22 protein-coding genes are annotated in these 19,560 nt (G+C 36.3%); 10 read left to right on the top strand and 12 right to left on the bottom strand.

The genetic code is table 11. The features are described from left to right. Positions 1–57 precede the first annotated feature (57 nt). Positions 58–1,254, bottom strand: a complete 1,197-nt coding sequence (locus L2B55_RS11145) for a pyridoxal phosphate-dependent aminotransferase (protein WP_237845560.1) — start codon at positions 1,252–1,254, stop codon at positions 58–60. A 225-nt stretch (positions 1,255–1,479) separates the two neighbouring features. On the opposite strand from L2B55_RS11145, the gene L2B55_RS11150 reads away from it, so the two are divergent. From L2B55_RS11150 to L2B55_RS11170, 5 genes are all read left to right on the top strand, one after another. Beyond that, the gene (locus L2B55_RS11150; protein ID WP_237845562.1) at positions 1,480–2,454 is read left to right on the top strand and encodes a cation diffusion facilitator family transporter; all 975 of its coding nucleotides are present in this window, start codon (positions 1,480–1,482) and stop codon (positions 2,452–2,454) included. 66 nt (positions 2,455–2,520) lie between these two features. Then, the gene (locus tag L2B55_RS11155; protein WP_237845563.1) at positions 2,521–2,979 is read left to right on the top strand and encodes an NUDIX domain-containing protein; all 459 of its coding nucleotides are present in this window, start codon (positions 2,521–2,523) and stop codon (positions 2,977–2,979) included. Positions 2,980–2,988: 9 nt separating this feature from the next. After that, a complete protein-coding gene (gene dacB / locus L2B55_RS11160; protein WP_237845567.1) occupies positions 2,989–4,407 on the top strand; it encodes a D-alanyl-D-alanine carboxypeptidase/D-alanyl-D-alanine endopeptidase in 1,419 nt (472 codons plus the stop codon). Between the two features lie 46 nt (positions 4,408–4,453). Beyond that, the gene (gene bioA / locus L2B55_RS11165; RefSeq protein WP_237845568.1) at positions 4,454–5,719 is read left to right on the top strand and encodes an adenosylmethionine--8-amino-7-oxononanoate transaminase; all 1,266 of its coding nucleotides are present in this window, start codon (positions 4,454–4,456) and stop codon (positions 5,717–5,719) included. Between the two features lie 129 nt (positions 5,720–5,848). Then, positions 5,849–6,457 (top strand): hypothetical protein, encoded by a 609-nt coding sequence (locus L2B55_RS11170; RefSeq protein ID WP_237845570.1) that lies wholly within the window; start codon positions 5,849–5,851, stop codon positions 6,455–6,457. A 55-nt stretch (positions 6,458–6,512) separates the two neighbouring features. Here the strand turns inward: L2B55_RS11170 and L2B55_RS11175 are convergent, their stop codons facing one another. Then, the gene (locus L2B55_RS11175) at positions 6,513–7,007 is read right to left on the bottom strand and encodes a heme-binding domain-containing protein (protein ID WP_237845573.1); all 495 of its coding nucleotides are present in this window, start codon (positions 7,005–7,007) and stop codon (positions 6,513–6,515) included. Positions 7,008–7,105: 98 nt separating this feature from the next. On the opposite strand from L2B55_RS11175, the gene L2B55_RS11180 reads away from it, so the two are divergent. The 3 genes from L2B55_RS11180 (at position 7,106) to L2B55_RS11190 (ending at position 8,881) form a co-directional block, all read left to right on the top strand. Further along, entirely contained in the window at positions 7,106–7,567 is a 462-nt protein-coding gene (locus tag L2B55_RS11180) for a NanQ anomerase/TabA/YiaL family protein (protein ID WP_237845574.1), read from the top strand. A gap of 27 nt (positions 7,568–7,594) precedes the next feature. Continuing rightward, positions 7,595–8,299, top strand: coding sequence for a CPBP family intramembrane glutamic endopeptidase (locus L2B55_RS11185; protein ID WP_237845576.1), 705 nt, complete (start codon positions 7,595–7,597; stop codon positions 8,297–8,299). A gap of 96 nt (positions 8,300–8,395) precedes the next feature. Beyond that, complete coding sequence (locus L2B55_RS11190) at positions 8,396–8,881, top strand: VOC family protein (RefSeq protein WP_237845578.1); 486 nt, start codon at positions 8,396–8,398, stop codon at positions 8,879–8,881. Between the two features lie 98 nt (positions 8,882–8,979). Here the strand turns inward: L2B55_RS11190 and L2B55_RS11195 are convergent, their stop codons facing one another. From L2B55_RS11195 to L2B55_RS11230, 8 genes are read right to left on the bottom strand one after another with little or no spacing between them, the layout of a single operon-like run. Then, a complete protein-coding gene (locus L2B55_RS11195; RefSeq protein WP_237845580.1) occupies positions 8,980–9,375 on the bottom strand; it encodes a c-type cytochrome in 396 nt (131 codons plus the stop codon). A gap of 34 nt (positions 9,376–9,409) precedes the next feature. Next, positions 9,410–10,303, bottom strand: a complete 894-nt coding sequence (locus L2B55_RS11200) for a hypothetical protein (RefSeq protein WP_237845582.1) — start codon at positions 10,301–10,303, stop codon at positions 9,410–9,412. Then, entirely contained in the window at positions 10,300–11,601 is a 1,302-nt protein-coding gene (gene nrfD, locus L2B55_RS11205; protein ID WP_237845584.1) for an NrfD/PsrC family molybdoenzyme membrane anchor subunit, read from the bottom strand. The genes L2B55_RS11200 and nrfD overlap by 4 nt, the downstream gene beginning before the upstream one ends. Next, positions 11,598–12,524: a 4Fe-4S dicluster domain-containing protein gene (locus L2B55_RS11210; RefSeq protein ID WP_237845586.1), complete on the bottom strand. Its 927-nt coding sequence runs from the start codon at positions 12,522–12,524 to the stop codon at positions 11,598–11,600. The genes nrfD and L2B55_RS11210 overlap by 4 nt, the downstream gene beginning before the upstream one ends. Before the next feature lie 12 nt (positions 12,525–12,536). Then, complete coding sequence (locus tag L2B55_RS11215; protein ID WP_237845587.1) at positions 12,537–12,755, bottom strand: hypothetical protein; 219 nt, start codon at positions 12,753–12,755, stop codon at positions 12,537–12,539. Between the two features lie 14 nt (positions 12,756–12,769). After that, positions 12,770–13,696: a DUF5777 family beta-barrel protein gene (locus L2B55_RS11220; protein ID WP_237845588.1), complete on the bottom strand. Its 927-nt coding sequence runs from the start codon at positions 13,694–13,696 to the stop codon at positions 12,770–12,772. A gap of 20 nt (positions 13,697–13,716) precedes the next feature. Next, a complete protein-coding gene (locus L2B55_RS11225; protein WP_237845589.1) occupies positions 13,717–14,100 on the bottom strand; it encodes a hypothetical protein in 384 nt (127 codons plus the stop codon). Positions 14,101–14,111: 11 nt separating this feature from the next. Continuing rightward, positions 14,112–14,813, bottom strand: a complete 702-nt coding sequence (locus L2B55_RS11230) for a YceI family protein (protein WP_237845590.1) — start codon at positions 14,811–14,813, stop codon at positions 14,112–14,114. Positions 14,814–15,857: 1,044 nt separating this feature from the next. Between L2B55_RS11230 and L2B55_RS11235 the strand changes: the two genes are divergently transcribed. Further along, positions 15,858–16,760, top strand: coding sequence for a hypothetical protein (locus tag L2B55_RS11235; RefSeq protein ID WP_237845591.1), 903 nt, complete (start codon positions 15,858–15,860; stop codon positions 16,758–16,760). Positions 16,761–16,957: 197 nt separating this feature from the next. Here the strand turns inward: L2B55_RS11235 and L2B55_RS11240 are convergent, their stop codons facing one another. After that, positions 16,958–17,704, bottom strand: coding sequence for an acyl-CoA desaturase (locus L2B55_RS11240; RefSeq protein ID WP_237845592.1), 747 nt, complete (start codon positions 17,702–17,704; stop codon positions 16,958–16,960). A 184-nt stretch (positions 17,705–17,888) separates the two neighbouring features. Between L2B55_RS11240 and L2B55_RS11245 the strand changes: the two genes are divergently transcribed. After that, positions 17,889–19,148 (top strand): NRAMP family divalent metal transporter, encoded by a 1,260-nt coding sequence (locus tag L2B55_RS11245; protein ID WP_237845594.1) that lies wholly within the window; start codon positions 17,889–17,891, stop codon positions 19,146–19,148. Here the strand turns inward: L2B55_RS11245 and L2B55_RS11250 are convergent. Beyond that, on the bottom strand, positions 19,127–19,396 hold the full coding sequence (locus L2B55_RS11250; protein ID WP_237845595.1) for a hypothetical protein: 270 nt from the start codon (positions 19,394–19,396) through the stop codon (positions 19,127–19,129). The two genes, L2B55_RS11245 and L2B55_RS11250, sit on opposite strands and share 22 nt — an antisense overlap. Positions 19,397–19,560 lie beyond the last annotated feature (164 nt).

The raw sequence follows: 19,560 nt of genomic DNA on the forward strand, positions 1-19,560 counted from the left end.
TAAAAAAGAAACGCTATCCGAATAAACGAATAGCGTTATTATTGAATATAATCAGTATTATTTCACTTTTTCAAGAAACGCTGAAATACGTCTCATTGCTTCAATCAATTTTTCCTCAGAAGTTGCATAAGAAAAACGAATTGAATTAGGATCGCCAAATGAATCACCACCAACGGTTGAAACATGCGCCTCACTTAATAACAACAAGCTTAACTCGTCGGCATTTTTAATTTCTTTGCCTTCATACGATTTACCGAAGAATGAACTTACGTCTGGAAAGAAATAAAACGCTCCATCAGGCAAATTAGCTTTAACCCCTTTGATATCCTTCAATAAGTTATAAACTAAATCACGACGTTTGCGGAATGCTTCGCGCATTTCGTAAGTTGGTGACATATCAGCAGTTAAAGCTACCAAGGCCGCACGTTGAGCAATTGAACAAGTACCTGAAGTAACCTGCCCTTGCAATTTATCGCAAGCTGCAGCGATAGCTTTAGAAGCAGCCATATAGCCCAAACGCCATCCGGTCATTGCATAACCTTTTGAAAAACCGTTGATGATAATAACGCGGTCTTTCACGCTCTCAAACGATGCAATACTTGCATGACCATCACCAAAGTTGATGTGTTCATAAATTTCGTCTGAAAGAATATAAATATTTGGATATTTCTCGAACACCTTAACTAATTCAGCCAATTCTTCCTTGCTGTAAACAGAACCCGTTGGGTTACAAGGAGAGGAGAACATAAATAATTTAGATTTTGGTGTAATTGCAGCTTCTAATTGAGCTGCAGTTATTTTAAAGTTACTTTCAACCGTTGTTGGGATGAAAACACTTTTACCTTCAGCCAATTTCACCATTTCCGAATAAGAAACCCAATAAGGAGTAGGAATAATAACTTCCTCACCCGGATTAACCAAAGCTAAAATAGCATTTGACAATGATTGCTTAGCACCGGTAGAAACCACAATCTGATCAGCAGCATACTCCAAACCGTTTTCGCGCTTCAGTTTTGCCGCAACAGCCTGACGAAGATCTAAATATCCGGCAACTGGTGTGTAATAAGTATAACCTTGATCAAGGGCGTTTTTAGCCGCATCACAAATATGCTTAGGAGTGGTAAAATCAGGTTCTCCTAAACTTAAATTAATCACATCAATACCTTGTGAAGCCAGTTCACGAGATTTTTTAGACATCAATAACGTTGCCGATTCTTCTAATCGGTTAATACGGTCTGCCAGTTGAATACTCATTGTTAAATTGTGCTTAGATTGCAAATATAGACAAATTTACAATTCATTGTTGTTTTAATTTGATTTTTTCCAATTAATAATTATCCATTTTATAACATTTAAGCGTTTTAATTGAAAATATAACAAATTAACCTCAGCAAATACACTAAAATCAAAATATATCATTGGTTAAAATCTTTCTGAATTGATAATTTTGCAGTACCCGATAATCCTTAATTATTCATCTTGAAGACTCCAAAAACCTTAATTATTACAGCCATTTTTATTTCGGTTGCTTTAATGGTAACAAAGTTTTGTGCTTTTTATGTTACCAAATCAACTGTTATTTTAACTGATGCAGCTGAAAGCATTGTCAATATTATAGGTAGCTGTTTTGCTTTTTATAGTATTTACTTAGCCGCAAAACCAAAGGATAAAAACCATCCATATGGTCATGGTAAAATTGAATTTTTTGCAGCCGGACTTGAAGGTGTTTTAATTTTCATTGCAGGTGTAATCATCTGTGTAAAAGCTGTATTCGTTTTAATAGAGCCTGTTCAGGTAAAGAAGCTGGAACTGGGAGCAATGTTAATTGCTGTGACCGGTCTTATTAATTACATTTTTGGACATATACTGGTCAAAAATGGGAAAAGAGTAAACTCAATTACGTTACAAGCTGATGGAAAACATCTGCAAACCGATGCATACAGTAGTTTGGGAGTTATAGTTGGACTTGGCTTAATTTATGTAACGGGTTTTATCTATATTGATGGAATTCTTTCATTAATAATAGGAGCTTACATCATTTATAGTGGCTATAAACTGGTTAGAAAATTTATCGCCGGTTTAATGGATGAAACCGATTTTGAACTTCTGGACAGGGTAGTAGATCAGCTTAATACAAATAGGCGTAATGAATGGATTGATATTCATAATTTAAGAATACAACAATATGGTGCCGATATCCATGTTGATTGCCATGTCACCCTTCCTAAGTATTTTGATTTGGAAAAGGTACATGAAGAGGTTTCCTGCATTGATAAAATGATTGCTAAAGATTCGGAAGGCAGAGTTGAATTCTTTATTCATGCCGATCCTTGCTTACCTCAATGTTGCCATTATTGCCGTGTTGAAAATTGCCCGGTAAGATCGGAACAATATAGAAAAGAAGTAAAATGGACCGTTGACCTGTTAATGGAAAACCAAAAGCACTTTGCCTAAGTTTAAAATTAGTTACATACCGACATTTGTATCTGTTTTTGCTGAAATTTCATTTATTTAGTATTTATGATAACTAAGTTTAATGTTCGCGTTTACGGCATTCTTATTAATGAACAAAGTGAAGTATTAATAAGTGATGAGTTGGAATATGGAATGGAGTTCTCTAAATTCCCGGGAGGAGGATTGGAACTGGGAGAAGGCACTATTGATGGCCTAAAACGCGAATTTTGGGAAGAATGTGGATGTGAAATAGAAGTGATTGATCATTTTTATACTACCGACTTTTTTCTCGAATCAATGTTTGGAGGCGGACAGCTAATCAGTATCTACTATATCGTAAAAAATATCTCTCCACTTGATATTCATCTTGTAGACAAACCATTCGATTTTAAAGAGCGTGTAGAATTAGCTCAATGCTTCAGGTGGCTGCCAGTTAATAAAATTACGGCTGATGATTTAACCTTCCCAATTGATAAACATGTAGCAAACATGCTTCGCACCCGAATTCAGTCTTTTGCCAATTAAATCCATTTCATGTTAAATAGATTCACTTTATTTTTCCTATTCAGTCTATTTTCGCACGTTCTTTCTGCACAAACCTTAAAGCAAAAGCTTAGCTCAGCTATTACAGTATTCAGCAATGATGTTCAGCTTAAATATGCCTCAATTGGGCTAACTGTCTTGAACGCCCAATCAGGAGCAACCATTTACACCCATAACCCTGACTTAGGTTTAGCACCAGCTTCCACACTAAAAACGATAACCTCTGCTACCGCCTTAAGCTTACTTGGTGAAAACTATCATTATAAAACTGTTTTGGGCTACACTGGTAATATTGATAATGAGGGAGTATTACATGGCGACTTAATTATCAAAGGAAGCGGGGACCCTACATTAGGATCATGGCGTTATGACCAAACCAACGAAAATCTGCTGCTAAGTAATATTTGCAATGCGGTAAAATATATCGGCATAAAAAAAGTAGACGGTAAACTAATAGCCGATGACAATATATTTTCATCACAGTCAATCCCAGTTGGATGGATATGGCAGGATATAGGCAATTACTATGGCACTGGGACTTCTGCTTTAACCTGGCGGGAAAACCAATTTGATATTACATTGAAAGCAGGCAAAGAAAAAGGCTCTTCCGTTCAAGTACTATCTTATAAGCCTGAAATGAGTTATATCACCTTGAATAATGAATTAAAAACCGGCTCAAAAGGTGATGGAGATGATGCTTATGTATTCTTAGCTCCCTATGCTACTGAAGGTTATTTAAGAGGTAAAATTGGCTTAGATGAAACTAACCTTAGCATTTCAGCCGCTGTACCTGATCCTGCTTTTGAATGTGCGTATAGAATAAAAGGCGCTTTGGAAAAAGAGGTATTAATTCAAACAATTGATATTACCACTGCTCGCCGAATGCAGAAAGAAGGAAAATCAGTACCAACCATTAGCCGAACGCTATTAGATATTCACTCTCCTGATTTAAGTAGGATTGTTTATTGGTTCAATAAAAAAAGTGTGAACCTATATGGAGAGCAATTAATTCGAACATTTGCTTTAGAAAAGCAACAAAACTCCACAACTGAAGCCGGCATTGAAATAGAAAAAGAATTTTGGAGTCAAAACGGTTTGGATAAAAACTCATTAAACATTATTGATGGAAGCGGACTTTCTCCTGCCAACAGGGTAACAACATATTCGATGGCAAAAGTTCTATATTATGCATATTCACAGCCATGGTTCAACTCTTTTTACAATTCCTTGCCCGAAAGCAATGGATTAAAGATGAAGGATGGGTATATAAACGGAGTACGTTCCTATGCCGGATATGTAAACGCTAAGGACGGCAATACCTATCTATTTGCGTTTATTGTTAATAATTTCAACGGTAATCCACGCGAAATTCGAGAAAAAATGTGGAAGATACTCGATATGTTGAAGTAAAAAATTTTCTTTACTCTAAAATTCAAGCCCATAAATCCCTTTTATTATGACCTTATCTCAACGCGATCTCAATGTTATTTGGCACCCCTATACACAAATGAAAACCGCCAAGCCGCCTATTCCAATTGTAAAGGGAGAAGGTTTATATCTTATTGATGAAAATGGCAACAGATACATGGACGTAGTGGCCTCGTGGTGGGTCAATATTCATGGGCATGCCCACCCTTATATTGCTCAAAAAGTTTCAGAACAATTAAATACCCTTGAACATGTAATCTTTGCAGGATTTACGCACCCCTGTGCTGTGGAGCTAGCCGAACGTTTGACCCAGATAATTCCATCCAATCAAACTAAAATATTTTATTCGGATAACGGTTCAACTGCAGTTGAAGTAGCCTTGAAAATGGCATTTCAATATTGGTACAATTCGGGTGTAACAAAGAAAAAAGTTTTGGCTTTTAACAACTCTTATCACGGCGATACCTTCGGAGCCATGTCGGTAAGTGCCCGAAGTGCTTTTACCAACCCTTTTGAAAGTTTATTATTTGAAGTTGAATATATTGACTTGCCCACCTTTGAAAATCTGGACCGATTAAAATCACAGATTTCAGAACAAAAAAACCAATTATCGTCATTCATATTTGAACCTTTGGTGCAGGGAGCAGGAGGGATGATTATGTACCATCCGGAACCACTGAACGAACTGATCCGTTTTTGCAAGAAACAGGAGATATTAATCATTGCCGATGAAGTGATGACAGGTTTTGGCCGAACAGGAAAACTATTTGCATGTGAATATCTGAACGAACAACCCGATATGATGTGCTTCTCGAAAGGATTAACAGGAGGCACCATGCCAATGGGCATAACTTCTTGTGCCGAGTCTATTTATGAACGCTTTTTATCTGATGACAAGCTTAAAACATTGTTTCATGGTCATTCTTTTACAGCAAACCCCGTAGCATGTGCGGCTTCTCTTGCAAGTATGGATTTATTACTTAAACCTGAAACACAGCAACAAATTCAACTTATTGCTACTAAGCATGAAAAATTTAAGCAGAAAATTGAGCATCATCCGAAACTAAAAGATGTGCGTCGATGTGGTACCATATTAGCCATGGACTGGAATACCAATGGAAACACTTCCTATTTTAATGAAGTAAGAGATAAGTTGTATGAATATTTCCTTTCAAACGGAATTATTTTAAGACCGATGGGCAATGTGCTATACCTATTACCTCCCTATTGTATTACTGCTGCTGAACTCGATTTTGTGTATAACAAAATTGAAGCTGCATTATTGGAGATTTAGAATTAAGACAAGAAGTTCAATGAAAATGCAATAATTTAGCGCCTAATTAGATACTTAAAGGTTCAAGACATTTAAACTACATATTGATTTTTTAGCCTTAACGTTTTTATCAAATTTATCTAACCCATTATGCAACTCGAAAATATAGTTACAAAAATTACTCAACAACCTGAAATACATGCAAAATGGCTTAATACGCTTTCGATGATGGAAAATACCGGAGCTCGTAAAATTTCGGCGTGTGAGCATAAAAAAAATGTTAACCTTATTATTCTAAAACATGCTGCAGAAGAAGCCCGCCATGCATACTATCTGAAAAAACAGATTGGTAAAATTGATGCAACCCTTTGCCCTGATTATAATAATGAACATTTATTGGCTCCTAAAGCAAGTTACGCCTATTTAAACTCTCTGGATATCGAAGTTTGTCGTTACCTGAAAAATGAACTGGGACTAAACGGTGAAGAACTAAAATTTGCAGCCTATTTACTGGTAACTTATGCGATTGAAGTAAGAGCTGATGAAATTTACCCGATTTATCAGGATGTATTGGACAGTATAGGAAGTAAAGTAAATGTAAAATCGATCATTTTAGAAGAGGAGGGACATTTAGAAGAAATGATCAATCAGTTAAAACAATTTTCATCAAATTGGGAAATGCATGGACAAAAGGCCATTTCTATTGAATCTAATCTTTACCAAAATTGGTTAATTGAACTAGATAAAGAACTTGTATAAATCATAAATGAGAGATGAGTTGCATTCGTCTCTCATTTTTCCTCATCCTATCAAATTATTTTTTCTTTTCAGTAAAATCAACCCCTGGATTTGCCGACTTAATCTGTTGTTGAATTACTTTGGCCCAGTTCACAATCGCATCCTTTTGCTGCTGAGTAAGCACAGCATCCTTATGTAGAAAGGTGTAGGAGTCAATAGGCATCCAACCCTCTTGTTGTGATTCAATTACTTCCTTTAATTTATGATTTGCCTTTTTGGGAGAGTAGGCCCCAAATTCTGAAAAATTAAGCTCATCCTTTCCCTCGTCCACATGATGTTGCAACCACCATGCAACCGGCTGAATATTGGCATACCATGGATAAACAGTGTTGTTGCTATGACAATCCATGCATGCCGTTTTAAGTGCTTCTTGAACGTCAACCGGAACTGAATAATGCTTACTTATATCATTGGCAGATATACCATCGGATTGATTTTTAGCAGGTCGAATAAACTGAATAATGACAATAACGGCCAAAAAACCGTATAAAATCTTTTTTCTAAGACTCATAAAATAAATAACCGGAATGTGGTTTTGTCAAATATGTTTAATTAAAAACTAAGAAACAATTTAATTATGATTTACTTTGAACCTTAAGAACACCAACTATGATTATTGATAAATTATCTAACGCTGAAAGATACTACCCATTAGGAGATTTATTTATTAAAGGATTCAACTACCTTGTTAATACCGACTTCAGCAACATTGAAACCGGAAAATATGAAATTGAAGGCGAAAAGTTATTTGCTATAGTAAATGAATATGAAACCATTGATGCCGCCAACGAAAAAATGGAAGCACATCGGAAATACATAGATATTCAGTTTTGGATTAGCGGAGAAGAATTAGTTGGCCACGACATACTGACTAACCAACCGATTTTTAAAGAATATGATGAGGAAAAGGATTTTCTGCTAGCAGCAAATCAACCTAAATATTTCACGTTAATGCAGAGCGGTATGTTTGCCATTTATTTCCCAAGTGATTTACATATGCCCTGCATCAAAAATGAAAAATCTACCCATGTTAAAAAAGTGGTATTGAAGGTTGCTGTAAATAATTTCTAATTTCAACTACCGCTTTAAGCTTCAGAAATGGTTGGAATATTAGTTTTACTATTATTTTCATGGTTTATACTTTGGCTTGCTTACAAAAGAAACTTAAACGCCTTAGGAATTATTCCAACCCTCAAGAGGCTTAATAATTTTAGTTTAGGCCTAGTTTGCGGCGCAATTATTTGCTTCCTTCATTTTGGAACACTAGCTATTTTAAGTAAAAGCAATGTTGTTCTTAACCCAAACTTTACTTTCTTCGTTTTCCTGAATAGCTTTTGGTGGACACTTAGTTCCGTTTTGTTTGAAGAATTAATTTTCAGGGGAGCCTTACTTTACATTGCAATTCAAAAGATTGGAATAAAAAGGGCTTGTTTTTTGTCAGCCATTGCATTTGGTATTTACCATTGGTTTTCGTTTGGAGTATTGGGCAATTGGCAACAAATGTTAATTATCTTCTTTATGACAAGTATATGGGGGATGATGTTTGCATATGCATTTACTAAAACTAATTCCCTTTATTTACCTATTGGTTTGCATTTAGGTTGGAACCTTGCACACATAGTTATTCTTTCTCAAGGACCATTAGGTAATCAAATGCTTATATTTAATGAAAACCATAAGCTGACGGGTCTAAGTTCATTAGTGTTTTTTATCTTGCAAATAAGTATTTTACCACTTCTCACTTATATATATCTTAATAATAAGCAAGAAAAGGACACGATCAATGCTGAAAAAGCAGCTTGAAAAAGATTGTCTCAATCAACCCTTTATCTGTCGTTCCCACCGCCATAAATAATAAGCTTAGATAATTAAGTTTGTGTAGTTATAAAAACAACTGAGATGAAAATCGAAAACAACCACCCAAAAAAGATCACACCGTTTTTATGGTTTGATGATCAAGCAGAAGAAGCCGTTAACTTTTATGTTTCAGTTTTTAAAAACTCTTCAGTTGGAACCGTTAATCATTGGGGAGAGGGTGGTCTTGGCAAGCCTGGTTCTGTTCTAACAGTTTCATTCACCTTGGAAGATCAGGAGTTTGTTGCCCTTAATGGTGGACCACAGTTTAAGTTTACTGAAGCAGTATCCTTTGTTATCAATTGTGATTCACAGGATGAAATTGATTATTATTGGAATAAATTAACTGCCAATGGGGGAGAAGAGAGTAGGTGCGGATGGTTGAAAGACAAATATGGACTTTCATGGCAGGTCGTACCAACTATTTTGCCTCAACTGCTTCATTCTATAGATCCTGCAAAATCACAAAAAGCTATTCAAGCTATGTTGCAGATGAGAAAACTGGATATAGCCAAGCTTCAGGAAGCTTAAACTATCGCTACTGAAGATAAAGTTGTCTGGTTTTACATCAATTAAAAGGGAATACCAATAAAGATATCCCCTTATTATTGGAGTATTGCTTTGATAATTTATTTTTTGAAGGTTCGCATATAATTAACGATTGACCATAAATCCTCTGGATCAGTAATTTTCTTTTTGAAGGAAGGCATTTCATCACGACCTGCTGTAATTTTGTAAAATAATTCCCCATCAGATTGTTTTTGAACACCTGCTGAAGTTATATCTTCCATAGTCGTTTTTAATGATGCCGCCTTGGTTCCATCGCCTGCTCCGGTTTTACCATGACAAGATGCACAATGCTTAGTCCACATTTCTTTGCCAGTCTTAAGTGATGCGGCATCAGCTTTCACCGGATTGGCCATCTTTGCATTCTTTTCAGGCACGACCCAAGGTTTGGTTTGATAATACGTAAATGAAAGAAGAACGCTACCAACCATTATTACTCCAATCAAATTTGCTTTCATAATATTTAGATTTTTTAAGAGTTTCAATTTTCAACTAAACAGTATCCTTTGCTTTTCCAAGCTTAATAAGTCGCGTAATCTGATAGATAAGATAAAAGATAATTCCCCAAACACATATAATAATGAGATTAGGAAAAATAAGCAACCAAAGGGGCGTTTTATCGCGTGTGGCCCACAATGATCTTTTTGCAAAACTATTATCCTGAACAAACGGTGTACCCCATTTTACAGTTTTTACCGCTATTAATGTTCCATACAACTCATTATCATCAATTTTCGCTCCAACAATAATATTGCCTTTAGAATCACCTGGTATACTGAGGTTAAAATCGGCTGATACTTCTCCTCCAATGGAGTCTGTAGTGTAGGACTCTTCTTCTGTAGCCGTCAAGTCGCTTAGTAATCTTCTTACTACCAATTTAACTTCGGTTTCAGGCACCGGCACCCATTTACCATCAGGTTGGATGGCTAAAACTTTTGCATGTATCGAACGAACACTATCCACCTCATCGAGGGTCAGTTCAATTTTTGCTTTTGTTATTTCCAATTCAGAGGATTGAGTCTCAAAACGCTTGTCCTGAGTAACCGTACCAATAAATTTAAAATTGGCCGCTGTATCCCATTGGGCTTTAAATCGCATAGGCAAAGCTAAATACCCGTCTCCAAGGAGGTTGGTTTTTACTCTTCCCATAAACCCTGCTGAGGTTTCTGTATTAAAAAAGAGATTAATATAAACTCCTTCTAAAGGTACAAACTTCTCTTTTTTAATTTTTGCTGATGCCTTAATAACAGGTAGATCATTGTTCACTTGGGAATAGGCAAGATAAATCTGAATGGTACTTTTAGCTTTACCTTGGGCATGCGTCATAAAGGTTATCAAGCATAATGCCACTGCAATCAGTCCGGTTAAATGGTTGAGTTGCTTCATGTTTTTTCAGGTTTACTATGTTCCATTTCTTCAATCGTTTCATGAATAGGAATAATGGGGAACAAGCGTGTAAAAATGGTAATAATGAGCAATGTTCCGGCCAGTGAACCAATGGTGATAGACCACTCTTCCCATGTGGGGATATAATGGTGGTAAGATTCCGGAACATCATACATTGGAAGAAATGGGCTCAGCATGGTTGGTGTAACAATTAAAAATCGCTTAAACCATGCGCCAATCACTACTAAAATACCCATCAAAAATGCTGGAAATGGTTTTCTTCCTTTTGGAAATAACAGCACCACAACCGGAACTATCATACCTAATATAATGGCAGACCAAAACAAACCAGAGAAATGTCCTGTAAACAAGCTGTGCAGATGATGCTCCTCTGCCTTTTTCATTTTGAAGGCTGGAACCAGGTATTCATTGATATTGAAATACAAATACAAAAGAGCCAGCATCACCACGACTTTACTCATGTTGTTAAAATGTTTGTCAGTGATGTAGGCCTCCAGTTTATAGGCTCTTCTAAACACATACATGGCCACCACTACGCCACCTGCACCCACTAAAAATGCACCAGAGACGAAATATGCACCAAAGTTGGTACTGTCCCATCCAGGGCGAAAGGTGGTGGCAAACAACCATGAAGTAACGGTGTGAATGGCCAGAGCAACAGGAATGATCATGACCGAAATTATTTTAACGGCATTTTCGCTTATTTTAAATTGTGCAGCTGTACCCTTCCAAAAAGACCCAATGAATTTGTAAAATTTTTGAACTCTGCTTCCTGGTTTGCTATTCTTAATTAAGATGGGAATATCCGGCAGCAGCGGAAAATATAGAAACAATATACTAATGGTAAGATAGGTGGTGATCACAATAACATCCCACATGATAGGTGACTGCAATCGACCATATAGAAAGAGATGGGTGAATCTTTCCGGGCGCCCCATATCCACAATAATGATGATGGATGCAAATAAGATCGCCGACACGGCAATGATTTCTGAAATGCGTGTTAAAGGAGTACGCCATTCAACACCCGTAAGCCGAAAAATAGCGGTAATAAGGGAACCCACTAAACTTATGGCCACAAAAAAAACAAAATTGGAAATGTAAATTCCCCAGGATGCATAATCGCGCATGCCGGTAATGCCTAAACCCAAGGTGACTTGCTTATAGTAACAATATAATCCATTTAAACAAAGCAGTATCAGGAAGGCCGTCCAGATCCTACCAGTTTTTCCAAACTTTTGGGGTAGTAAATCCGAAGTTATTTTAGTTGAGCTCATGAGTTTTGTTCATTTTTAAATGGGAACAATCGATCAACCGGCGGCAAATAATAGACGCTTGGTTTTGTACCCAGTTCTTCCATTAATCGATAGCCTGAACGATCTCGAATTAACTCACTGAATCGAACTGTCTCCGATCCATTGGTTACAGTGTCTTCATATATATCGCCAAAGAAAAAAACACCGTTGGGGCAAGCTGTAACACAATGCGGTAATTCTCCTTTTCTGGCCATATCCGGACAGAAATCACATTTAGATACGGTACCAATTTTAGGAGGACAACTGGTTTCTATAGAGTATGGCAAATCTTTGACTGCTTGAGGAATTATGGGTTTATCCCAATTGAATACACGGACAGAGTATGGACAAGCTGCCATGCAAAAACGACAGCCAATACACCGATCCGCATCAATGCCTACTATTCCATCCTGACGTTTAAATGTGGCATCCACTGGACAAACTTTTACACACGGCGGATCATCACAATGCATACAGGTGGTGGGTTGCCAAAAAGGTGCAGTGGTTTCAGCATCCTGCATTGGGTACACTTTGATCCAGTTTTGAAAGTCACTCACAAAGTGAGCATGGTTACAGGCCTCCTGACATTTTTTAAGATTGCGGCACCTTGATAAGTCGATTACCATCACAAATTTCTTACCCTCAATTCCCATTCTTTCTGCCATATTGGAAATGGATGGTATTTCCTCGGTGGGCTTTAAGTAAGCTTTGTCAACTTCGATAATTTCCCCTGTGGTAGAAAGAAGCTTTACCATTTCACCAGAAGGCTGTACGTTTTCCTTCTTAGCTTCATTGGTAAAAGGATCATGAGGGGTACATCCTGCTAAACCTGCCAGCAGCGCACCCTTAATAAAATCTCTCCGCTGAATCGGGCTTAATGGAACTATTTTGGATAAATCGACCATAAGTATCGTTGTTTATTTTTTAACCCAATTTTGCACATCTTCCTTTGTTGCAACTTTGCCGGTAGTGGGTAACTTATCTATGTCAATTTCGACTAACTTGCCATCCTGCGTTAAAAACTTTGCGGTTGTAGTTTTCTCTTTTTTGGGTGGATTATCCCATTTAAAAAAGGCTATAACAGCTGCGAGACTTAAGCCCGAGAACAAGAATTTTTTTCTGCTTAGATTACTCATATGCATTCATTATTTTAAAAGCTCCACAGCCTGGTAATGTTGAACCCGATATACAAATCCTGATACCATTTGTGTTGTGAGTTAGGTTGATTGAACACATTATTGTATTGTGGTACAATTAAAGGAAAGTTCGAAATGAAAATTTGGAACTGGTGTGCACTCGTAGCCACCTCTATACCTGTACTTAAATTAAACTGGGGATTGTTATCGGTATGTTCTGTAAGGGGTTGATCATAGTTTACGAGTATGGACGTTTGTGGTGAAATTTTGTATCTACCTGCCACGGCAACAGCAAAATGATCATTTTGCATGTTCGGATCAATCACATTGAAGTGCGAAAGACTTGGAGCCACCATAGCAGAAAACTTATCATTAAATTTCCGGGAAATAATAATCTGATGAAAGAATGAAAGCCTGTCAGACGAATTACCATTAGGCAGTTCATCTGTTTTATCCTCAGTTGAAATACCCATATCAAAATAATACGCCATACTTATAGGTATTTTCCCATTCCGGGTTTGACTAAGAAAACCATATTTCAGGTTAATGTCTTGCACCATACCAGTTTTGGTAGATCCAAGTCCAACGGCAACACTGCCTTTGAATTTACCAAAACCAATATTATCACACAGTGAGTAATTAAGGCCAAGCCGGATATTGGCGCCTGCTCCGTACATACCGTAGAGATCACTGACGCCATTGTAAATTGTTCCAAACCGGTGGTTAATCATGAACTCCAATGTCCCTTTTTGAGGGACAAATGTGGTCTGATTATCTATAATCCAAGTGCTTTCAAAAGTAGAACGAACTGGTTTATTTCCACTATCCTCTACTTTAACTGAATCATCCTGAGCGAATGATGGTAGTGTTATGAGCATAAAAGCAGTTGTGAATAGCACTCGGAAGGCCTTGCTATATATAGTAGAATTTAAATTTTTCATATCGATTTATTTAAAAACTTTTAATTGTTTTTAGCTCCTTCTGTTATCCATGCCAGAATAATTTTTTTATCATTATCACTTAACGGCGCACGTCCAGCAGGCATTCCTCCGCCATTGATGGATAGATACAGTACGCTATTTGCAGGATCTGTGGTATTTACATAACCGCCGGAAATTAAATCATTGTAAGCCTTTTCCCGGACTAAACTTGGTGCATGAGTTGGTTTATTATCATGACAACCGGACATGTTGCAGTCGCGATCAAAAATTGGCTGAACATCGTTTTTCAGACTAACGTTTGTAGGAAGCCCTTCAAACGAGGCCACCGTGTCATAATAACATGCATGAAGACCGCCAGAAGCACAGAAAAGTGCTACTATCACATAGATAAATTTCTTTTTCATAAGTCTGATATTTACTTTTTATTTCTCATCAGGCTATTGATTTTGATCCTAACAACATCGCCTATATTAGTATCATTGGGTAGAAAATCAGCCTTTTTTATATCAAATGTTGAATTAAAACCGGCCGCATATGCAGTACCGATATCATATTTTGGGGCAAAAAACATTTTAACTGTAACAGTTTTTGTTATACCCAAAAACGTAAAGTCAGCGTCTATCAAAAATCCGTTATCTGTGCTACTATATCTGCCAGTGCCTGGTTTCGATTTAAGGGTTGCCTTATTTTGAGCCTCTTCAGTCAGTCCGTTAGCTGTTCCAAAAGATGTCAGCAAACAACCATCATCTCTATTTGGTTCGCTTGTGTTCACAGAATTTAACCACACATAGCCTTCAAATGAAATGTTAACAGGATTTGCCTCATCGAAGTTAAAACTGGCCATAAAGAATGAGTCAAACCTGCCTGTAAGTAGGGATCCTAATGTTTTATACTGCGTTTCCCATTCCACATTGGAGTGCGATTTATCATGGTACCAGACATTAGATGCCGTAGGTACAGTATTGCAACTAGTACAGGCTATCATCTCTGTACCACGAACAGGTTGATCAGGTCCATTTACAGGAATCGTTTCTGAGTCATCATGTTGACAGTGTACGGCAAAAAAGCCCGCAGTTAAAACCAGCAATGCGATTAATGTAATTTTAATTTTTTTCATAGCTGTTGCATTTTAAATAATGAGACTATTAAGTTGATATCTAAACCTTTTAACACCTTTAAGTTGATGACTTAGACGACTCTCATTGGAGAAAGCCAAATAAAAATTACTTTATTGAATCTTGTAACGGAAGCTTTCTCGATCTGTGATCAATGCTTGAATGTAGTCTAACTTTTATCTTAATTACGCCCACCGGAAATAAAAAACTAGCAAAAAAAGTATGGCTATTGGGCGTATAGTGTAAATGGGATGAAACCGAAAGAAGTAGTATAAAAACAGAAGAATTTTAAGCAGACCTTGAAATCTCTGTTATGAATGGCGCTATAAATGGATAGGAATCATACCATTATTACCCTGCATAATTTAATTTAAGTATAATTAATTTCTTAGTCAAGGATATTTCTAGAAAAACAAAGCTTAACTAACTTATTTAATGCAACTTATATACACGATTATATATACAATTGATTAGTTAGATCATAGTTTTTGAACTTATTCAGCCATCAAAATTAGCTCCTATTAAGGCCAGTGAATTGGCCAAATAGTGTAAGATCAGGGCCGCTTGTTCCGTAAATATTGGCTAATTTCAAATCAGGTAATGTCTCGATCAAGCTATTTAAGGCAAAATCCATCTCCATTGGATCAGCAATAATACCATTAAATCCTGCAGAATCTCAGAACCTGTATTCTGCAATAAAACGAGTCGGGTTCTGGGACAAATCATTATTCGACCCTTCGGATACTCCGATATAATAGAATTTTGAAGAACAAAGCTGGTTCTTTTACGGATATAAACCCCTTGGTTAATAGGCAATAATCAATCGGTCAAAATTTCAGAATAAAACTTCAACTAATTGATTAACATTGTTTTATATTTGCTTAATATTTAGAAATAGTAAATTCCATTCTGTGATCGCTCTTTAAGTTATTATCATCTTCCAAATCATTATTACTTCTCGATCACTTTTACTGCATTTCTTCCTTGGATTGTCATTTTAAATTATTTATAGCTATTCACTTAAATCATATCTATAATATAAAATCATGAAACGCTCCATTTTATTAGTGCCCCTATGTGTGGCATTTGTGGTTGGTTCTTGTGAAAAGCAAGAAGAGGAGTTAAATCTTAATGAAGAGATTACTTCTTTAAATACTGAAGCAAATTGCAAGGATTGCAAATATCTTAAACCTATTCAAATAGATTTTTTAGAGACTTCGTATTTGCCCGAGCCGCCAACACCACCGTATTCTGGTTTTTTTAAGCTCAGTTACTTGGGTAATAGATTAACAGATATAGTATATAATAATGGGGAAAGCATACACATTGATTACTTTCAACATTCGGAAAAAATAAATCATGTTTATAATCCAGGAAGCGATTTTTTTAATGCAACGATATATTATGATAAATCGCATTCAAAACGAAAACGGCCTACAAAAATTTATTATACAGATTCCTATGATAGTAAGGAGGTAATCACTTTCACTTATAATAATCTGGATCAGCTTATTCATATAAAGATCAAAGACTTAAATCCAGATAAATTTTATTTTGGTAACACTTCAGGTGAGTTTAAAGTAACGTACTCAGGTAATTCTGCACTTGTGGAGTATTTGCCTGATTTGTCAGCTGGTGGCCCTAGATTTCTTGCCGGCGGTGTGAATTATACATTTACATTTTTTGAGAATACTAAGGCCGATGATTATTTGAAATATCGAGGACGATCGGATGGATATTTTGGTGCAATCTACGTTGCTTCAATTATATCGGATAAAATCCCTAGCAAAATTAGCGGCCTTACAATATTTGATGGCGATCTCAGAGAAGATCAATATACTATCGACAACTGCAAGTTTTTAACTAGCTGGAAATCAGCAGTTATTATACAGGGCACCCCAATATCTATTGTGAACTATAATGTAAATGTTAATAATAGAGGTAATTGATGATTACTTTATTTCGCAAGAGCTGGCTTTAATTTAATCAAGTTAATATTCCCAATTGCTTTCGTTGAATGATGAAGGTCAAAAAATCATTAAATGTTTACAAACTATTAACGGATGCCCAACTGAATTTGAAAGCAAATATTACCGGTCTATTAACCGATAGGAGTGTACTTAAAACTTGACCCTTGCTTAAGAAATCACATGTAATTCAGATCATTATTTTTCTTCAGCTTCACTATTCCGACCAGATTAAAAAGCAATATTAAAGGATAAGTTGGGTCGAACTCGAACCACCTTACTCCAAAATTGGCCCTACCGCCAAACTTGTGATGATTATTATGATAGCTTTCACCCAGCATTAATAAGTCTAAAGGAAGCAGGTTCTTTGCTGTATCATTTACCTTGAAATTTACATAACCAAACTTATGGGCAAACCAATTTATAATAGCACCATGTACAGGTCCCATCAAAAAATGAATTGGTAGTAATAAATACATCCACCAGGCTGTAGCATACTGCATGTAAAACAGAGTATATAAAACACCCCATAATACTCTAACGAGCCAGCGATCGGCAAAACGATCCATTGCCGGCCAATCAGGAACGCCTTTCATGAACTTAGGAGCTATAGAAACTTTATCGTGAAGAATATCACAATAAGTGGTTTTCGTTTTCCACATCATGTCGAACAGATTATCCGAATATTTGGGTGAGTGTGGGTCTTTTTCAGTATCGGCATAGGCATGATGCAAGCGATGCATAATACCATATGCTTTGGGACTAAGGTAGGATGAGCCTTGAAAAATAGCAGTGAGCACATAAAACACTTTTTCCCAAAATTTATTCATGGTGAACATTTGATGGGCCGCATACCGATGCAAAAAGAAGGTTTGAGCAAATAATGATAAATACCAATGGAGAATAAAAAAAATCAGAATAGGCATACTGTAAAACAATTGATTATAAATATTAATGGGTGCAAAAATCGAGGAACCTAATCTTTTAAAATATGACTAATGTCATTAATTTGATTATAAAATTTCGGGTTAGCATAGGCTGATAACTTTTCATGAAAATAATACTAACACTTCTTTTCTGCTTATCTTGATTACATTTTCACCTAAAAAAATGAAAAAGCATTCAAACAAACTCCTTAGTTTCTGGAAACTGCTTGGGCCAGGCCTGGTAACAGGGGCGAGTGACGATGATCCGTCTGGCATTGCAACTTACTCCCAAGCAGGTGCTGCTTACGGACTTTCAACATTATGGACCTCTATTGTTGCTTTTCCACTTATGGCTGCTATTCAACAAATGTGTGCACGTATTGGCTTAGTGACTGGTCATGGTTTAACAGGAACGCTAAAAAAACATTACCCTAGACCGATTTTATATCTAATGCTGCTATTTAGTTTTCCAGCAATTGTAATGAATATAGGTGCTGATATTGCCGGGATGGGTGCTGTAGGAAATCTTTTATTCCCAGCAATTGATGCTACATATTTTAGCGTTGTTTTTACCATTATACTCTTAGGGCTAATCATTTATTTACCCTATCTAAAAATCGCTTCTGTTCTTAAATACTTGTGCATTGTGATGTTGGTCTATTTTATTGTTCCGTTTTTGTATGAACAGGATTTGATGAAAATCTTTAAAGCGACATTCATTCCAACTCTCAAGTTTAACAAAGAATTTATTGCCATTCTTGTTGGCATACTTGGCACCACCATTTCCCCATACCTTTTCTTTTGGCAAGCATCTGTTGAAGTAGAAGAAATGCAGCATAAAAAAAAACATCTGATGGTGAACAAAAAGATAATCCATGACATGAAAGAAGATGTAGATTTTGGAATGACATTCTCAGGCTTTGTTATGTATTTTATTATTCTTACAACTGGAACCGTTTTGTTTAATGGGGGTATTCATCAGATTGATACCGTGGAGCAAGCAGCTATGGCATTAAAACCTTTAGTCGGCAATTTGGCCTATCTTCTTTTTGCCATCGGGGTCATCGGCACAGGATTTATAGCCATACCCGTATTGAGTGGTTGCCTTTCATACATATTTACCGAAACCTTTGGTTGGAAAGAGGGGCTCGACAAAAAATTTCATGAAGCAAAAGCCTTTTATGTCATCATTGCTATTTCTCTGATATTTGGCCTATCCTTGAATTACGTTGGCATTTCGCCTATTAAGGCTTTAATTTATACCGCTATTCTTTATGGATTAACTGCCCCCGTTTTAATTGCGATCATTCTTCATATTTCTAACAACAAAAAAATAATGGGAAAAAATGTAAATGGAAGAACCTCAAACGTACTAGGTTTCACAGCCTTAATTATTATGACTGTAGCAGCTGCGATTTTAGTTTACCTACAGTTGAGTGGATAATCTGGAGCATAGTGAGCCACCATTCTTACATCTTCAAGTTTAAAATTTGAAGAAAGAGGGGTAGGGATAATATTTTGACCAGCTTTTAATTTAGAACAGTATCCATTAGGAGGTACAGGTATTTCATACTTATTTAACAGTTGTTTCAGTTCTAAATATGAAATATTATAGATAGAAATTAATGAAGTTAAGGGATTTTTCCAGATATAATCATACAATTCCCTTCTGGTAAATTTGAATTTGTTCATGGGAGGATGCTAAATCGAAATCGCAAGATATCAACTTTAATCGATCAGTAACCGGAGGTCCTCCAGTAATGACCATTTCTTTAATATTATTTTATATTGCTCATAACCACCGGAGTACAAACAATTAATTATTTCTTTGTCACCTTTTTATCATCAAATCTTTG

This window comes from Solitalea lacus (assembly GCF_022014595.1).
GTDB classification, from domain to species: domain Bacteria; phylum Bacteroidota; class Bacteroidia; order Sphingobacteriales; family Sphingobacteriaceae; genus Solitalea; species Solitalea lacus.

Excerpts from the sequence above, each read along its gene's own strand:
- L2B55_RS11145 (WP_237845560.1), bottom strand. The coding sequence starts at position 1,254 with ATGAGTATTCAACTGGCAGACCGTATTAACCGATTAGAAGAATCGGCA.
- L2B55_RS11155 (WP_237845563.1), top strand. The coding sequence starts at position 2,521 with ATGATAACTAAGTTTAATGTTCGCGTTTACGGCATTCTTATTAATGAA.
- dacB (WP_237845567.1), top strand. The coding sequence starts at position 2,989 with ATGTTAAATAGATTCACTTTATTTTTCCTATTCAGTCTATTTTCGCAC.
- bioA (WP_237845568.1), top strand. The coding sequence starts at position 4,454 with ATGACCTTATCTCAACGCGATCTCAATGTTATTTGGCACCCCTATACA.
- L2B55_RS11170 (WP_237845570.1), top strand. The coding sequence starts at position 5,849 with ATGCAACTCGAAAATATAGTTACAAAAATTACTCAACAACCTGAAATA.
- L2B55_RS11175 (WP_237845573.1), bottom strand. The coding sequence starts at position 7,007 with ATGAGTCTTAGAAAAAAGATTTTATACGGTTTTTTGGCCGTTATTGTC.
- L2B55_RS11180 (WP_237845574.1), top strand. The coding sequence starts at position 7,106 with ATGATTATTGATAAATTATCTAACGCTGAAAGATACTACCCATTAGGA.
- L2B55_RS11185 (WP_237845576.1), top strand. The coding sequence starts at position 7,595 with ATGGTTGGAATATTAGTTTTACTATTATTTTCATGGTTTATACTTTGG.
- L2B55_RS11190 (WP_237845578.1), top strand. The coding sequence starts at position 8,396 with ATGAAAATCGAAAACAACCACCCAAAAAAGATCACACCGTTTTTATGG.
- L2B55_RS11195 (WP_237845580.1), bottom strand. The coding sequence starts at position 9,375 with ATGAAAGCAAATTTGATTGGAGTAATAATGGTTGGTAGCGTTCTTCTT.
- L2B55_RS11200 (WP_237845582.1), bottom strand. The coding sequence starts at position 10,303 with ATGAAGCAACTCAACCATTTAACCGGACTGATTGCAGTGGCATTATGC.
- nrfD (WP_237845584.1), bottom strand. The coding sequence starts at position 11,601 with ATGAGCTCAACTAAAATAACTTCGGATTTACTACCCCAAAAGTTTGGA.
- L2B55_RS11210 (WP_237845586.1), bottom strand. The coding sequence starts at position 12,524 with ATGGTCGATTTATCCAAAATAGTTCCATTAAGCCCGATTCAGCGGAGA.
- L2B55_RS11215 (WP_237845587.1), bottom strand. The coding sequence starts at position 12,755 with ATGAGTAATCTAAGCAGAAAAAAATTCTTGTTCTCGGGCTTAAGTCTC.
- L2B55_RS11220 (WP_237845588.1), bottom strand. The coding sequence starts at position 13,696 with ATGAAAAATTTAAATTCTACTATATATAGCAAGGCCTTCCGAGTGCTA.
- L2B55_RS11225 (WP_237845589.1), bottom strand. The coding sequence starts at position 14,100 with ATGAAAAAGAAATTTATCTATGTGATAGTAGCACTTTTCTGTGCTTCT.
- L2B55_RS11230 (WP_237845590.1), bottom strand. The coding sequence starts at position 14,813 with ATGAAAAAAATTAAAATTACATTAATCGCATTGCTGGTTTTAACTGCG.
- L2B55_RS11235 (WP_237845591.1), top strand. The coding sequence starts at position 15,858 with ATGAAACGCTCCATTTTATTAGTGCCCCTATGTGTGGCATTTGTGGTT.
- L2B55_RS11240 (WP_237845592.1), bottom strand. The coding sequence starts at position 17,704 with ATGCCTATTCTGATTTTTTTTATTCTCCATTGGTATTTATCATTATTT.
- L2B55_RS11245 (WP_237845594.1), top strand. The coding sequence starts at position 17,889 with ATGAAAAAGCATTCAAACAAACTCCTTAGTTTCTGGAAACTGCTTGGG.
- L2B55_RS11250 (WP_237845595.1), bottom strand. The coding sequence starts at position 19,396 with ATGAACAAATTCAAATTTACCAGAAGGGAATTGTATGATTATATCTGG.